Below are 14,696 nucleotides of genomic sequence, written 5' to 3'. Positions count from 1 at the left end.
TTCACAAGGCCCGACTTTCGGATACGGGACCGGGCCTGAAATAGTTCCTCACGATGTTCGCCATCCCTAGACTCCCTGCGATGGGGGTAACTCGGGGGACAACTAGTGGGGCATGGAGTGCCGGAACTCGTACTGGAATTGAACGGAAGGACCTGGACTCTCGATCCGTCCAGGTCGTACACCCTCGGACGTGATCCGCAGGGCGACCTCGTGATCGACGACGCCAGAGTCTCGTGGCGGCATGCCACCATCAGCTGGGGCGGCCGCAGTTGGGTCATCGAGGACCACGGCAGCACCAACGGCACTTATGTGCAGGGCCAGCGGATTCATCAGATGGAGATCGGCCCTGGATCGGCCGTGCATCTGGGCAATGCCACCGACGGACCCCGGCTCAACCTCTCCGGCGCGGCGGCCGGCGCGGATGCGTACAGCGCTCAGGGCGCCGCGCCCCAGCAGCAGGCCGTCAAGCAGCAGGCTCCGCAGGCTCAGGCCCAGGCCCAGCAGGCCCCGGTCCAACAGCCGCAGCAGGGTTGGCAGCAGCAGCAGCAGCAGCCGCAGCAAGCCTGGCAGCAGCAGCAGCAACAACAGCAGCCTCAGTCACCGCAGGCACAGGTCCCGCACCAGCAGGGCCCCGGCGGCGGCGCGGGCGGTGCCGCGGGGGCGCCGCCGGTGTACGGGGACCGCAGCCCGACCACCTTCCATCAGCTGGCCCTCGGCCGGGTGATGCGCATCGGTCGTGCGCTCGAGAACGAACTGGTCGTCTCCGACCTCCAGGTCTCGCGCAACCACGCCGAGTTCGTGGCGACTCCCGACGGCCGCTTCGAGATCCGCGACCTCGGATCCCACAACGGCACGTACGTCAACGGTCAGCCGATCGCCAAGAACGGCACCGTACTCATCGGCCCGAACGACATCGTCGGCGTCGGTCACTCGACCTTCCGGCTCGTCGGTGACCGGCTCGAGGAGTTCGTCGACACCGGTGAGGTCTCCTTCTCTGCCCGCCACCTCACGGTGACGGTCGACGGCGGCAAGCAGATCCTCAAGGACGTCTCCTTCGGTGTCCCGGAGAAGTCGCTGGTCGCGGTCATCGGCCCCTCGGGCTCCGGAAAGTCCACCCTGCTCAAGGCGCTCACCGGTTACCGGCCCGCCAACCAGGGCGACGTCCTCTACGACAACCGGAATCTGTACAAGCAGTTCGCCGAGCTGCGCCAGCGCATCGGTCTGGTCCCGCAGGACGACATCCTGCACAAGGAGCTGACCGTCCGGAAGGCCCTCAAGTACGCGGCCAAGCTCCGCTTCCCCGGCGACACCGCCGAGTCCGAGCGCGAGGCCCGCATCGACGAGGTGCTGCGCGAGCTCAAGCTCGACATCCACAAGGACAAGAAGGTCACCTCGCTCTCCGGCGGCCAGCGCAAGCGCGTCTCCGTCGCCCTGGAGCTGCTGACCAAGCCGTCGCTGATCTTCCTGGACGAGCCGACCTCCGGTCTCGACCCGGGCATGGACCGCGACGTCATGCAGCTGCTGCGCGGCCTCGCCGACGACGGCCGTACGGTCCTCGTCGTCACCCACTCCGTGGCCGAGCTGGCGATCTGCGACAAGCTGCTCGTCATGGCCCCCGGCGGTTCGGTGGCGTACTTCGGCCCGCCGGAGGAAGCGCTCAACTTCTTCGGCTACACCACCTGGGCCGACGTCTTCTCGGCGTTCGAGAACTACCGCGACTACGACTGGGCCGGCCGCTGGCGCGGTTCGCAGCACTACCAGATGTACGCCGCGGACATCGACGCCGTCGCCGCGCAGTCGGTGCACATGCCGCCGCCCCAGCAGATGCGCCCGCCGAAGCCGCAGAGCTGGGGCTCCCAGCTGTGGACGCTGATCCGCCGCTACTCCTCGGTGATCGCGTCCGACCGCGGCTTCATCGGCCTGATGTTCATCCTGCCCGCGGTGCTCGGCATCGTCAGCACGGTGATCCCCGCCGACTCCGGCCTGGGCCTCGGCCCGGCGAAGGTCAGGTTCATCAACAAGGACGTCGGCACGATCCTGCTGATTCTCGCGGTCGGCGCGTGCTTCTCGGGCGCCGCCAACTCGGTACGAGAGTTGATCAAGGAACGTGTCATCTACGAGCGGGAACGGGCCACCGGTCTGTCGCGCTCCGCGTATCTGATGTCCAAGGTCATCGTCCTCGGCATCATCACCGCCCTGCAGGGCGTGATCATCTGCGCGATCGGCTTCGGCGCCCGCTCGAAGCTGCCCGCCGAGGGTGTCCTCTTCGAGGATCTGCCCGTGGTCGAGATGACCATGGTCGTCAGTGCCCTCGGCTTCACCTGCATGATGGTCGGCCTGATCATCTCCGCCCTGGTGAAGACCGCAGAGAAGACCATGCCCCTGCTGGTGATGTTCGCCATCGTCCAGGTCGTCTTCACCGGCGTCCTGTTCCAGCTGCACGACAGCCCCGGCATCGAGCAGGTCGCCTGGCTGATGCCGTCGCGCTGGGCGGTCGCGGCGCTGGGCACCACGGCCGAGCTCAATGTGGCCATGCCGTGGGACCGGGCCAACCTCGATCCGCTGTGGGACCACAGCGCCGGCCAGTGGATGCTCGACATGGGTGTACTGCTCGGCATGGGCGTGATCTGCGGCTTCGTGGTGGTGCGGCTGCTGCGCCGCCACGAGCCCGAGGTCATGCGCAAGTAACGGGCCCCGTACACGCCGAAGGGCGGCACCCCGCACGGGGTGCCGCCCTTCGGCGTCTGTCTTCTCTGCGTGCTGCGCGTGCTACGAGCTGCGCAGTGCGTGCGTACTGCCTGCGTGTTGCCTGCGTACGGCTCAGTAGGCGCTGTTCACGTTGTCGATCGAGCCGTACCGGTCCGCGGCGTAGTTGGCCGCGGCCACGATGTTGGCGACCGGGTGGTACTGGTCGTGGGGCGTACCGGCGACGTGGTACGCGTCGAACGTCGGCTTGATGACCTGCAGCAGGCCCTTCGACGGGATGCCGTTGATCGCGTTGATGTCCCAGTTGTTGATGGCGCGCGGGTTGCCGCTGGACTCACGAATGATGTTGCGGTGCAGGCCGTCGTACGAGCCGGGGATGTTCTTGTTCTTCATGATGGCCAGGGCCTCGCGGATCCAGCCGTCCAGGTTGTTGGCGTAGACGGGCTTGCGGGCGGCGGCACGGCTGGCCGCCTGGGCCGTGGCGCGCTTCTTCGCGTCGGCCTTGGCCTTCGCAGCCTTCTTCGCGTCGGCCGCCTTCTTCTTGGCGTCGGCAGCGGCCTTGGCCGCAGCCTTGGCCTGCTGGTCGGCAGCCGTCTGCTGCTTGGCAACACCGGCCTGAAGGGTCGTCGCCTGCGGAGCGCTGCTGAAGGCCACCGGGGCGGCGGCGAGTGCCTGCGTCTCAGTATTGGCTGAGGCGTTGCCCGGGACGAGGGAGAAGGCGAGGGCCGCGGCGGCGACGGCCGAGACGCCGGCGATCGACATCTTCTGGGTCTTCTTCAGACGACTGACCAGGTTGCTGGACGCAGACATAGAGACGTACCTCTTCGAATAGCGGAAGTCGCTTCAGGCCGGGTGCGGCGCTGCGCTCCTCGGCGGCGACGGCTGCAATTCTTAGCGGCAGCAAAATGCTGTGGCAAAGGTGTGACGTACGATCCCCGATAGTGGACAAGGGTCCGGAATGGGCACCTTGTCCCCCATTGAGTCCCCGCTCACATGCCCTTTATGTATCCACTAGCCACGTTCGTAAGTGACCTACGTCCTATGTGCGGGCTCACATCGGCCATATAACGACTTCGCCATGTGTTGCGTCAGCAATTCGAAGAGTGAGGGATCTACTCCGGAAGTACGAGGTGGACGTCGCCGAACTCGTGCCAGAGGTAGAGAAGCCGTAGCGCCTCGGTATAGCTGCGACTCAGTGCCGCCCACCCGGCGATCGCCTCCAGCATCAGCAGGTGCGACGCCTCGGGCTCGTGCAGCCCGGTCAGCAGCCCGTCCACGACGCGTACCCCGCGCCCCGGCGTGATGACGAGATCCGTCCACCCGGACGTCGCCCGCACCACGCCGTCGGGCCCCGCCGCGGACTCCAGGGCACGTACCGCCGTCGTACCGACCGCCACGATGCGACCACCCGCCACCTGGCCGTTGCCCCTGGAGGAGGCGCTTCGCGCCGCGATACGCCCCGCCCGGGCGGCATTCACCAGCCACGCCGTCGTCGTCGGCACCTCGAAACGCTCCGGGTACGGCGGCTCGTGCGCCTCCGCCGACGCCACCCCCGTATGCAGGGTGAGGGGCGCGAACTGCACCCCCCGGCTCACCAGTTCCGCCACCAGCCGCGTCGTGAAGGGGCGCGCGGCGCTCGGCATCTCCGCGGAGCCCGCGCCGTCGGGCGAGGGCAGCGCGAACACGGTCTGATACGCGGACAGGGGCTGGTCCTGCGCCGTGTACCCGTACCGGATGGGCCTGCCGTAGCGGTGCAGCAGCCGTGGCACGTCCACGGAGACCGTCGCCCACCACAGCCGGTCCGCGCCGGGCGCCAGTGGCTCCTCCAGCACCAGCCGCGCGCCGCCGGGGAGCCGTACGAGCGCCCCCGGCGGCCCCCCGGCGCGCGGCACGGTGCTGCCCGCGCCGTCCGGCCGGCGCAGCTCCACCGCCCAGCGCCCCTTGTCGCCCCGCGTCGAGAAGTGCACGACGACGAGCTCGCCGCCCACCCTCCCGTTGACCGCGGCCGGCAGCGTGGCCGACGTATTGACCACCAGGACATCCCCGGCCCGCAGTTGCCCGGGCAGGTCCCGGAAGGCGTGATGGGAGACCTCGGTCCCGCGCGAGACCATCAGCCGTACGTCGTCCCGTCCCGTCCCGCGTTCCTCGGCGGGCACCCGGGCCGAGAGCTCCTCGGGCACCCGCAACGTATCCGGCACGGCGGGTCCGTACCTCCTGACGCCGCCCTCGCACTGCTCGGCTTCCCCTGGGTCTCCCGGGCTTCGGGCGGGTTCGCCGCTGTGACACCAGTCGCCACCGCGACGGGCCGTCCGCCGGGGGCTCGCCGGGCCCGCCGCCGTCGGGCCGCCCGTCGTTCCCCTCACCGGGCTGCCTCGAGCAGTGCGGGCGCCGCGTACCGCCCGCTGACCGGCCGTTCTTCCAGCAGCCGCAGGAAACCCGGTACGACCGACTCCGGCGCCGGGCGTGGATCGTCGTCGTCCGGAACGGCCGCCGCGTACAGATCCGTCTGCATGTCGCCCGGGTCGACCGCCCACACCCGCAGCTCCGGCTCCTCCACCGCGAGGACCGCGGCGAGATGGTCGAGTGCCGCCTTCGACGCGCCGTAGCCGCCCCAGGTCTCGTACGCCTCGGCCGCCGCGTCCGAACTGACGGCGATCACCGTGCCCGCCCCGGACGCCTTCAGCAGCGGCAGCGCCTCCTGTACGAGTCCGAGCGCGGCGACCACATTGGTCTCCAGCGCCGCCCGCAACCCCTCGAGCGGCAGCACGTCCAGCCGGACGAGCGGCTCGGCGCCCAGCGCGCTCGCGTTGCTCACCAGCAGATCGAGCCCGCCGAGCCCGCGGGCCACCGTCAGCAGCTCCGCGCGGTGCCCGGCATCGATGACATCCCCCGTCACCGCCACCACCCGTGTCCCGTACGCGCCGGCCCGATGCGCGCTCTCCTCGAGAACGCTCGCGGTCCTGGCGCCCAGCACCAGATCCCAGCCCTGCTGCGCGAGGGCCTCCGAGAGAGCCCGCCCCAGCCCCTTCGAAGCCCCAGTGATCACCGCTACCGGCATGATGTCCATCCCCTTGCTCCGGGTCTGATCCCGTCCGTTCCGCGTGGCTGCCCCCAACGTAGGAACGCGGCCGTGCCCGGCGCCTCGTGCGCCAGAACCCACCGCCAGGGGATTTCGACCTACGTCCTCAGCCGTACCGGGGAGCAGTCCCCGGCCCGATACGGACTGTCACACCCCGCCGGTACGGTGAGTTCATGAGTCACCGACCGAGCTCCGGCCTCGCCGCCGTGAGCACCGCCCTCCTCGCCATGAGCAGGCATCTCGAGGTGCGCGACGTGCTGAAGACGATCGTCGCCTCGGCGCGCGACCTTCTCGACGCCGAATACGCGGCGCTGGGCGTGCCCGACGACCACGGCGGCTTCGCCCAGTTCGTGGTCGACGGCGTGAGTGACGCCCAGTGGAAGGCGATCGGCCCGCTCCCGCGCCAGCACGGCATCCTCGCCGCGATGCTCCACGACGCGAAGCCCGAGCGGCTCCCGGACGTGCGCAAGGACCCCCGCTTCGAGGGCTGGCCCTCGGCCCACCCCGACATGTCCGACTTCCTCGGCCTGCCCATCAAGGACGGCGACGAGATCATCGGCGCGCTCTTCCTCGCCAACAAGAGATGCCCGAAGCCGGAAGGCGGTTGCGGCTTCACCGCCGAGGACGAGGAACTGCTCGCCATTCTCGCCCAGCACGCCGCGATAGCCCTCACCAACGCCCGGCTGTACGAGCGCAGCCGCGAGCTCACCATCACCGAGGAGCGTTCCCGCCTCGCGCACGAACTGCACGACGCGGTGAGCCAGAAGCTCTTCTCGCTCCGCCTCACCGCCCAGGCCGCGGCCGCCCTGGTGGACCGCGACCCGGCCCGTGCCAAGGGCGAACTGCAACAGGTCGCCGCGCTCGCCGCCGAAGCCGCGGACGAACTGCGCGCCGCCGTGGTCGAGTTGCGCCCCGCCGCCCTCGACGAGGACGGCCTCGTCAACACGCTCCGTACGCACATCCAGGTCCTGGACCGTGCGTCGCGCACGGCCAGGGTCACCTTCGACAGCTCCGGCGTCCGCGCCCTGCCCGCCTCCCAGGAGGAGGCCGTGCTCCGGGTGGCCCAGGAGGCCCTGCACAACGCACTGCGGCACTCCGGGGCGGACGAGGTCGATGTGGTCCTGGTCCGTCGCGGCCAGGGCGCCGCCCTCAGCATCACCGACAACGGCAAGGGATTCGAGCCGCGTACGGTCCGCCGGGCCGGCCGCCATCTGGGGCTGGTCTCGATGCGCGACCGCACGAACGGGGTCGGTGGCAGACTCACGGTGGAATCGGCACCGGGCAAAGGCACCACGATCGAGATGGAGGTCCCCGGTGGCTGACAGGACGATCCGCGTACTGCTGGTCGACGACCACCAGGTGGTCCGCCGCGGACTGCGTACGTTCCTGGAGATCCAGGACGACATAGAGGTCGTCGGCGAGGCGGGAGACGGCGCCGAAGGCGTGGCACGCGCCGAGGAGCTGAAGCCCGATGTCGTCCTGATGGACGTCAAGATGCCCGGCATGGACGGCATCGACGCACTGCGCAAACTCCGCGAACTGGGCAACCCCGCCAAGGTGTTGATCGTCACCAGCTTCACCGAACAGCGCACCGTCGTCCCCGCGCTGCGGGCCGGCGCCTCGGGGTACGTCTACAAGGACGTCGACCCGGACGCGCTGGCCGGCGCCATCCGTTCGGTGTACGCAGGCCATGTCCTGCTCCAGCCGGAGGTCGCGGGTGCTCTGCTCTCCCAGGACGACCCGGGCAGCGGTACGGGCCGCGGCAGCACGCTCACCGAGCGCGAACGGGAGGTGCTGGGCCTGATCGCCGACGGCCGGTCCAACCGGGAGATCGCGCGGGCACTGGTTCTGTCCGAGAAGACCGTCAAGACGCATGTCTCGAACATTCTGATGAAGCTGGACCTGTCGGACCGCACCCAGGCTGCGCTGTGGGCCGTCAGGCACGGTCTGGCAGGGTAACCGGACCGTCTCGTTCCGATCTGAGATTCATACTGTCGGGTGCATCTCACTCGTCTGGCGCATCCTGATCGACTCAGGGCCGTTCTCCATGGCGTGCTGCGGCGGCTGGCCGCAGCGAATGCTCAGGAGGATCTCGAAGTGAAGAACCTGAAGAAGGCCGCTGCCCTCACCATGGTCGCCGGCAGCCTTGTTGCCGCCGGTGCCGGTGTCGCGTCCGCCACCACTGGTGCGCACGCCGATGGCAATGCTGTCCACTCCCCGGGAATTGTTTCCGGCAACCTGGTTCAGGCCCCGGTCCACGTCCCGGTGAACGCCGTCGGCAACACCGCCAACGTGATCGGCGCCCTCAACCCGACCTTCGGGAACGACGGCATCAACGGCTGACCGGTTCCCACGGGCAGTGACCCCGGCCCCCAGGCTCGAGCCTGGGGGCCGGGCCCGGTTCCTCCCGCACCCTGCCAGGGGCCCTGCTGCCCGCGGGTCCGCTCTGGGCGGGGGCATGCTGCCGCGGGACCAGCTCGGTGCCGCACCCGCACCCGCACCCGCCGGCCCGGTGCCCGTACCGGCGCCCGCGCCCGCCGCACCCGCCCGTGCACGGGCCCCCACGACCGCGCCCGGCCAGCCGCACCCCTCAGCCCGCCCCGCGCTCGCGTTCCTCCACGTACGCGTTGTACGCGGCCACCTGCGCGCGCCTGGCCACCCGCTCCACCGGCCGCAGCGCTTCGCCCCTCGCCGCCATCTCCGAGGCGCTCACCGCTCCGCCGTGCCCGTTCTCGTACGCCACCGAGATCAGCAGCCCGATCCGCTGCGCCAGCTCCAACACCCGTACCGCACGCGGCGGATACCCGGGGGCGAGCGTCTCGCCGGCGCCCCGGTCCGCACGGGCCCGGTACGCGTCCACCGCCGCCTCGGCCACCGGCCCCGACGCCGCCACATCCAGTCGCGTCAGCGCCGCCGTGGCGTCCCGCAGCGCCTCCGCGAGCTCCCGCTCCGCCTCACCGAGCGACGGCACATCCGCGGGCGGCCCCTCCCGCACCGGCAGGCAGTGCCAGACGACCTCCACATGTACGTCCCCGGCCGGTCCGGCCTCGTAGACCTCCGGCACCAGCCCGTACGCGGCCCCGGAGGCGACGACGGCCTCCTCCGCATCGAGGGCGCGCGCGTTGAACTCCGGTGGCCCGCTGAGCCCCAGCGGGTGGCCCGGCGCCGGCAGCGCGACCCGGTACCCGGTCACCCCGAGCGTCCGCAGCCGCCCCAGCGCCAGCGTGAGCCCGACCGGGCCCGCCTCGCCCGGCAACCCCTCCACCCGGTGCACCGCGTCGCCGCCGACAATGGCGAGCGCCGCGTCATCCGGCGATACAAATCCGGCCAACAGGGCATTTCCCCATGCGGCCAACCGTCCTGAGCGTGGTTCGGAAAGCATGGACCCAGCCTAAGGATCGGACCGGGGGGCCGGGTCACCCGGCCGGTGGCGTAGGTTTTCCCTGGGAGCTGTGCCCACAGGTGCACAAACACACCCAATACCTCAAGACGATTGCATGGGGAGACAACGCGCTCATGAGCGATGTACTGGAGCTGGTGGACGTATCCGTGGTCCGCGACGGACGCGCTCTGGTGGACGACGTCTCCTGGTCGGTCAAGGAGGGCGAGCGCTGGGTCATCCTCGGCCCCAACGGCGCAGGCAAGACCACCCTCCTCAACATCGCGTCCAGCTACCTCTTCCCGACCACCGGCACGGCGAACATCCTGGGCGAGCGCCTCGGCGGCGTCGACGTGTTCGAGCTGCGCCCCCGCATCGGCATGGCCGGCGTCGCCATGGCCGACAAGCTCCCCAAGCGCCAGACCGTGCTCGAGACGGTGCTCACCGCCGCGTACGGCATGACCGCCACCTGGCACGAGGACTACGACGCCGTCGACGAGGAGCGCGCCCGCGCCTTTCTCGACCGCCTTGGCATGACCGACTACCTGGACCGCAGGTTCGGCACGCTCTCCGAGGGCGAGCGCAAGCGCACCCTGATCGCCCGCGCGATGATGACCGACCCCGAGCTGCTGCTCCTCGACGAGCCGGCCGCCGGTCTCGACCTCGGCGGCCGCGAGGACCTGGTCCGCCGCCTCGGCCGTCTCGCCCGCGACCCGTACGCCCCCTCCATGATCATGGTCACGCACCATGTCGAGGAGATCGCCCCGGGCTTCACCCACGTGCTCATGATCCGTCAGGGCAAGGTGCTGGCCGCCGGCCCCATGGAGACCGAGCTGACCTCCCGCAACCTCTCGCTCTGCTTCGGCCTCCCGCTGGTCGTCGAGCGCAGCGGCGAGCGCTGGACCGCGCAGGGCCTCCCGCTCGGCTGACCGACTGTCGACAGGCAGTTCACCGACAGCCGACGGACTGTCGACAGACAGTGCCGGTTTGACCTGATCTCGACCCTGTCCGGACCACGACCGGCGGACCTACCATGACCACGTGGACATCGACGCATGGGTGTGGTGGCTGATCGGCGCGGTCGGGCTGGGCATTCCGCTCGTCCTGACCGCGATGCCCGAGTTCGGAATGCTGTCCGCCGGAGCGGTGGCCGCGGCCGTCGTTGCCGCACTGGACGGCGGCACGGTGGCCCAAGTGCTCGTCTTCGCCACGATTTCCGTCGCACTCATCGCGGTCGTACGTCCCATCGCGACCCGACACCGCTCCCAACGTCCCCAATTCGCCAGTGGGGTCGATGCGCTGAAAGGCCGTCAGGCCGTCGTCCTGGAACGGGTCGACGGCAGTGGTGGCCGGATCAAGCTGGCCGGCGAGGTCTGGTCCGCGCGCTCTCTCGACGCCACCATGTCCTACGAGGCCGGCCAGCAGGTCGACGTCGTCGAGATCGACGGAGCCACCGCCGTCGTCATGTGAGACGACAGGACGACAGTGAGACAACCAGGCCGAACGCCCCACACTCCAGCCCGTGTTCTGGGAAACTCGATCATCAGAATCATCCGGCAGCGAAGGGCACAGGGAACGCGATGCAACCGATCATCATCGTCCTGATCATTCTGGTGGTGCTGGTCTTCATCGCCCTGATCAAGACGATCCAGGTCATCCCACAGGCCAGCGCCGCCATCGTCGAACGCTTCGGGCGCTACACCCGCACCCTCAACGCGGGCCTGAACATCGTCGTCCCGTTCATCGACTCGATCCGAAACCGCATCGACCTGCGCGAACAGGTCGTCCCCTTCCCGCCCCAGCCGGTGATCACCCAGGACAACCTGGTGGTCAATATCGACACCGTCATCTACTACCAGGTGACCGACGCCCGCGCCGCGACGTACGAAGTCGCCAGCTACATCCAGGCGATCGAGCAGCTGACCGTCACCACCCTTCGCAACATCATCGGTGGCATGGACCTGGAGCGGACCCTGACCTCCCGCGAGGAGATCAACGCGGCCCTGCGCGGCGTCCTCGACGAGGCCACCGGCAAGTGGGGCATCCGCGTCAACCGCGTCGAGCTCAAGGCGATCGAGCCGCCCACCTCCATCCAGGACTCGATGGAGAAGCAGATGCGCGCCGACCGTGACAAGCGCGCCGCGATCCTCACCGCCGAAGGTATCCGCCAGTCGCAGATCCTCACCGCCGAAGGTGAGAAGCAGTCCGCGATCCTGCGCGCCGAAGGTGAGGCCAAGGCGGCCGCCCTGCGCGCCGAGGGCGAGGCCCAGGCCATCCGTACGGTCTTCGAGTCCATCCACGCCGGAGACGCCGACGAGAAGCTTCTCGCCTACCAGTACCTCCAGATGCTCCCGAAGATCGCCGAGGGCGACGCCAACAAGCTCTGGATCGTGCCCAGCGAGATCGGTGACGCGCTCAAGGGGCTCAGTGGAGCCATGGGCAACTTGGGCCCGATGGGCGGCATGGGCGGCGGCTCCAACAAGGGCGGCGGCGGCACGGAACGCCGCGAACAACCCCCCATTGACTGACGGGACGGCCTCTCGTGCATGATCAGCTGTGGCCCCTCGACCTTTACGGCGGGGAGGCGACACGCTGATCATGTGAGGAGATGGCTTTGTCCATCTGGGAAGCGCTTGCCATTTTTGCCGCGGGCATCAGCGCCGGAACCATCAACACCATCGTCGGCTCGGGAACGCTGATCACCTTCCCCGTGCTGCTCGCCACCGGTCTCCCGCCGGTCACTGCCACCGTCTCCAACGCCCTCGGCCTGATCCCCGGCTCGATCAGCGGCGCCATCGGATACCGCGCCGAGCTCACGGGCCAGCGCAGCCGCGTGCTGCGCCTGAGTATCGCCGCCGCGATCGGCGGCATCAGCGGAGCGGTACTGCTCCTGATGCTGCCGTCGACCGCCTTCGAGACGATCGTTCCCGTACTGGTCGCACTCGCGCTCGTCCTGGTGATCCTCCAGCCGCGCATCACCAAGGCTGTCCAGCGCCACCGCGACCGCAAGGGGACCCGTGCCCACCCCGACGGCGGCCCGCTCCTGTTCACCGGGCTGCTGCTCGCCAGCGTCTACGGCGGATACTTCACCGCCGCCCAGGGGATCATCTACCTCTCCCTGATGGGCATGCTGCTCGATGAGAGCCTGCAGCGCCTCAACGGCGTCAAGAACATACTCGCCGCCGTGGTCAACAGCATCGCCGCGCTCTTCTTCCTCTTCGTCGCGGACTTCGACTGGACGGCCGTCCTGCTGATCGCGGTCGGCTCCGCCATCGGCGGCCAGCTCGGCGCCAAGGTCGGCCGCCGGCTCCCGCCGACGGCGCTGCGCGCGCTGATCGTGGTGGTCGGCACCGCGGCCATCGTCCAGCTGCTGCTGCGCTGACGCACGAAAGCCCGCCTTCCGGCGAAGGCGGGCTCTCACCCACAGACCAGTGGGCTACGCGGCAGGCTGCGCGGCCAGCCACTGAGGCAGCGCCGTCCGCTCACCGGCCCGCATCCCGAGCAGCATCGCGTCGGCCGGCGACGGTATGAACGGCTCGCGCAGCAGCGGCATCCCCGCCTGGTCCGGCGTACGGTCAGCTTTGCGGTGATTGTCCTCGGCGCACGACGCGACCGTGTTCAGCCAGCTGTCCGCACCCCCGTGCGACCGCGGCACCACGTGGTCCACGGTCGTGGCGCGCTTTCCGCAGTACGCGCACCGGTGCTGGTCCCGTATCAGCACACCCCGCCTCGACCACGGTGCCTGTCTTCGGAACGGCACCCGGACGTAGCGGCAGAGCCTGATCACCCGCGGCACCGGGAGATCGACCGCGACGCCACGCATACGGAGTCCGGGATGGGCCTGCTCCACGACGGCCTTGTCCTGCAGGACAAGCACCACCGCACGGTTGAGTGTCACTGTCGACAGCGGCTCGAAGCTCGCATTCAGAACCAGCGTGTCACGCATCTCGCCCACCTCCCGTTCGCCGGCCCAGCCCCGTGGCGGGCCTTGGGCTTGGATCAACTGTGGCCGGGCGCGCCGAGATGGACAACGCAATAAAAGATGCCCTGCCCTGGTCTCTCCAAGACCAGGGCAGGGCAAACAACAAACGAACGGTGAGCTCTAGGCGGGAGTCTCGTACTCACCGATCAGATGCGCACGGGCGAGCGCGTGGAACCGGAGATGGAAGCCCACCGCCGCGGGCGAGGCGTCCGCGTCGGGGCCGAGCTTCTCGCTGTCCACCGCGTACACGGTGAACACGTAGCGGTGGTTCTCACCGGCCGGGGGAGCAGCGCCGCCGAAGTCCTTCGACCCGTAGTCGTTGCGGGCCTGAACGGCACCCTCGGGCAGCCCCTCGAACTTCCCGCTGCCCGCACCGGCCGGCAGCTCGGTGACCGACGCCGGGATGTCGAAGAGCACCCAGTGCCAGAAACCGCTGCCTGTCGGCGCGTCCGGATCGAAGCAGGTCACGGCGAAGCTCTTGGTCTCCGCCGGGAACCCTTCCCACCGCAGCTGCGGCGAGGTGTTGCCTGCCGCGTGGACCTGGGCGTCCTTCAGCACCGACCCCGGCGCGATGTCATCACTGGCCACCGTGAACGACGGCACCGCAGGATGAAAGTCGTGCGGAAGGGGCGCCCTCTTGGGCTCGGTCACGTCTGAACCTCCGAATTCGGCTGTCCTGCCTACCGCATCCGAGCCTAAGACTTGTCCCGTAACTGCTGGTCACGGGTGAGATGATCTTCGGGTGTCTGGTGTGATCACGGCGTCGGAGCCGTCCTGGATAGCCCCGTTCACCGGGCTGAGCCCGCGTTCCTTCGGCAGGTTGGTGACCGCACTGCGCCGCGAAGGTGCAGATCCGGTCCGTAAGGGCCGCCCGTGGGGACTTCCGCTGGAGGACCGGGTTCTGCTCGTCGCGGCCTACTGGCGCACGAACCTGACAATGCGCCAACTCGCTCCGCTCTTCGGTGTATCGAAGTCCGCGGCGGACCGCATCATCGACCACCTCGGCCCGTCGCTGGCGCTCCAGCCCCGCAAACGGTTCCGCAAGGACACCGTGCTCATCGTGGACGGCACCCTGGTGCCCACCCGCGACCACAGCATCGCCGAGCAGTCCAAGAACTACCGGTACTCCACGAACCACCAGGTCGTCATCGACGCCGATACCCGCCTGGTCGTCGTGGTCGGCCGGCCCTTGCCCGGCAACCGCAACGACTGCAGGGCGTGGGAGGAGTCCGGCGCGAAGGCCGCCGTCGGCAAGGCCATGACGATCGCCGACGGCGGCTATCCGGGCACCGGACTCGTCATGCCACACCGTCGGCGCAAAGGTGAAGAACTGCCTGACTGGAAGCAGGCCCACAACAAGTCCCACAAACAGGTTCGCGCCCGCGTGGAGCACGTTTTTGCCCGCATGAAGACCTGGAAGATCCTCCGCGACTGCCGCCTCAAGGGCGATGGCGTCCACCACGCCATGCTCGGAATCGCCCGCCTCCACAACCTCAACCTCGCCGGATAGGCGGGCGGCCGGACCGGCCACCAGCCACGCCCGCACCCCA

At 69.4% G+C, this 14,696-nt stretch carries 15 protein-coding genes; 9 read left to right on the top strand and 6 right to left on the bottom strand.

The window, feature by feature from the left end:
- The first annotated feature begins 117 nt into the window (after positions 1-117).
- Entirely contained in the window at positions 118-2,688 is a 2,571-nt protein-coding gene (locus OG883_RS20110) for an FHA domain-containing protein (RefSeq protein ID WP_266542814.1), read from the top strand.
- Between the two features lie 132 nt (positions 2,689-2,820).
- Here OG883_RS20110 and OG883_RS20105 read toward each other — a convergent pair whose 3' ends face one another.
- The 3 genes from OG883_RS20105 to OG883_RS20095 form a co-directional block, all read right to left on the bottom strand.
- Complete coding sequence (locus OG883_RS20105) at positions 2,821-3,516, bottom strand: transglycosylase SLT domain-containing protein (RefSeq protein ID WP_266542812.1); 696 nt, start codon at positions 3,514-3,516, stop codon at positions 2,821-2,823.
- Between the two features lie 302 nt (positions 3,517-3,818).
- A complete protein-coding gene (locus OG883_RS20100) occupies positions 3,819-4,904 on the bottom strand; it encodes an S-adenosylmethionine:tRNA ribosyltransferase-isomerase (RefSeq protein WP_266542811.1) in 1,086 nt (361 codons plus the stop codon).
- 161 nt (positions 4,905-5,065) lie between these two features.
- On the bottom strand, positions 5,066-5,764 hold the full coding sequence (locus OG883_RS20095; RefSeq protein WP_266549252.1) for an SDR family oxidoreductase: 699 nt from the start codon (positions 5,762-5,764) through the stop codon (positions 5,066-5,068).
- Between the two features lie 194 nt (positions 5,765-5,958).
- Between OG883_RS20095 and OG883_RS20090 the strand changes: the two genes are divergently transcribed.
- From OG883_RS20090 to OG883_RS20080, 3 genes are all read left to right on the top strand, one after another.
- Positions 5,959-7,107: a GAF domain-containing sensor histidine kinase gene (locus OG883_RS20090; protein ID WP_266542810.1), complete on the top strand. Its 1,149-nt coding sequence runs from the start codon at positions 5,959-5,961 to the stop codon at positions 7,105-7,107.
- Entirely contained in the window at positions 7,100-7,744 is a 645-nt protein-coding gene (locus OG883_RS20085) for a response regulator transcription factor (RefSeq protein ID WP_266542808.1), read from the top strand. Before OG883_RS20090 ends, OG883_RS20085 begins: the two co-directional genes overlap by 8 nt.
- Positions 7,745-7,882: 138 nt before the next feature.
- Complete coding sequence (locus tag OG883_RS20080; protein WP_266542807.1) at positions 7,883-8,128, top strand: chaplin; 246 nt, start codon at positions 7,883-7,885, stop codon at positions 8,126-8,128.
- A gap of 247 nt (positions 8,129-8,375) precedes the next feature.
- Here OG883_RS20080 and OG883_RS20075 read toward each other — a convergent pair whose 3' ends face one another.
- Complete coding sequence (locus OG883_RS20075) at positions 8,376-9,167, bottom strand: hypothetical protein (protein WP_266542805.1); 792 nt, start codon at positions 9,165-9,167, stop codon at positions 8,376-8,378.
- Between the two features lie 134 nt (positions 9,168-9,301).
- Between OG883_RS20075 and OG883_RS20070 the strand changes: the two genes are divergently transcribed.
- The 4 genes from OG883_RS20070 (at position 9,302) to OG883_RS20055 (ending at position 12,546) form a co-directional block, all read left to right on the top strand.
- Positions 9,302-10,093 (top strand): ABC transporter ATP-binding protein, encoded by a 792-nt coding sequence (locus tag OG883_RS20070; RefSeq protein ID WP_266542804.1) that lies wholly within the window; start codon positions 9,302-9,304, stop codon positions 10,091-10,093.
- 112 nt (positions 10,094-10,205) lie between these two features.
- Positions 10,206-10,634, top strand: coding sequence for an NfeD family protein (locus OG883_RS20065; protein ID WP_266542802.1), 429 nt, complete (start codon positions 10,206-10,208; stop codon positions 10,632-10,634).
- A gap of 110 nt (positions 10,635-10,744) precedes the next feature.
- Positions 10,745-11,692 (top strand): SPFH domain-containing protein, encoded by a 948-nt coding sequence (locus OG883_RS20060; protein ID WP_266542801.1) that lies wholly within the window; start codon positions 10,745-10,747, stop codon positions 11,690-11,692.
- An 86-nt stretch (positions 11,693-11,778) separates the two neighbouring features.
- Positions 11,779-12,546: a sulfite exporter TauE/SafE family protein gene (locus OG883_RS20055; RefSeq protein WP_266542799.1), complete on the top strand. Its 768-nt coding sequence runs from the start codon at positions 11,779-11,781 to the stop codon at positions 12,544-12,546.
- 54 nt (positions 12,547-12,600) lie between these two features.
- On the opposite strand, the gene OG883_RS20050 is transcribed toward OG883_RS20055, so the two are convergent.
- A complete protein-coding gene (locus tag OG883_RS20050; protein WP_266542797.1) occupies positions 12,601-13,110 on the bottom strand; it encodes an HNH endonuclease in 510 nt (169 codons plus the stop codon).
- A gap of 156 nt (positions 13,111-13,266) precedes the next feature.
- Complete coding sequence (locus tag OG883_RS20045) at positions 13,267-13,797, bottom strand: YbhB/YbcL family Raf kinase inhibitor-like protein (protein WP_266542795.1); 531 nt, start codon at positions 13,795-13,797, stop codon at positions 13,267-13,269.
- 91 nt (positions 13,798-13,888) lie between these two features.
- Here OG883_RS20045 and OG883_RS20040 point away from each other — a divergent pair, with 91 nt between their 5' ends.
- Positions 13,889-14,656 (top strand): transposase, encoded by a 768-nt coding sequence (locus OG883_RS20040; protein ID WP_266534967.1) that lies wholly within the window; start codon positions 13,889-13,891, stop codon positions 14,654-14,656.
- Positions 14,657-14,696 lie beyond the last annotated feature (40 nt).

It is taken from the genome of Streptomyces sp. NBC_01142, from assembly GCF_026341125.1.
In the GTDB taxonomy this organism is placed as follows: domain Bacteria; phylum Actinomycetota; class Actinomycetes; order Streptomycetales; family Streptomycetaceae; genus Streptomyces.
The sequence above is the reverse complement of the archived record's forward strand: the minus strand, read 5'-3'. Positions and strand labels throughout refer to the sequence as shown.

Excerpts from the sequence above, each read along its gene's own strand:
- OG883_RS20105 (WP_266542812.1), bottom strand. The coding sequence starts at position 3,516 with ATGTCTGCGTCCAGCAACCTGGTCAGTCGTCTGAAGAAGACCCAGAAG.
- OG883_RS20095 (WP_266549252.1), bottom strand. The coding sequence starts at position 5,764 with ATGCCGGTAGCGGTGATCACTGGGGCTTCGAAGGGGCTGGGGCGGGCT.
- OG883_RS20090 (WP_266542810.1), top strand. The coding sequence starts at position 5,959 with ATGAGTCACCGACCGAGCTCCGGCCTCGCCGCCGTGAGCACCGCCCTC.
- OG883_RS20075 (WP_266542805.1), bottom strand. The coding sequence starts at position 9,167 with ATGCTTTCCGAACCACGCTCAGGACGGTTGGCCGCATGGGGAAATGCC.
- OG883_RS20070 (WP_266542804.1), top strand. The coding sequence starts at position 9,302 with ATGAGCGATGTACTGGAGCTGGTGGACGTATCCGTGGTCCGCGACGGA.
- OG883_RS20060 (WP_266542801.1), top strand. The coding sequence starts at position 10,745 with ATGCAACCGATCATCATCGTCCTGATCATTCTGGTGGTGCTGGTCTTC.
- OG883_RS20050 (WP_266542797.1), bottom strand. The coding sequence starts at position 13,110 with ATGCGTGACACGCTGGTTCTGAATGCGAGCTTCGAGCCGCTGTCGACA.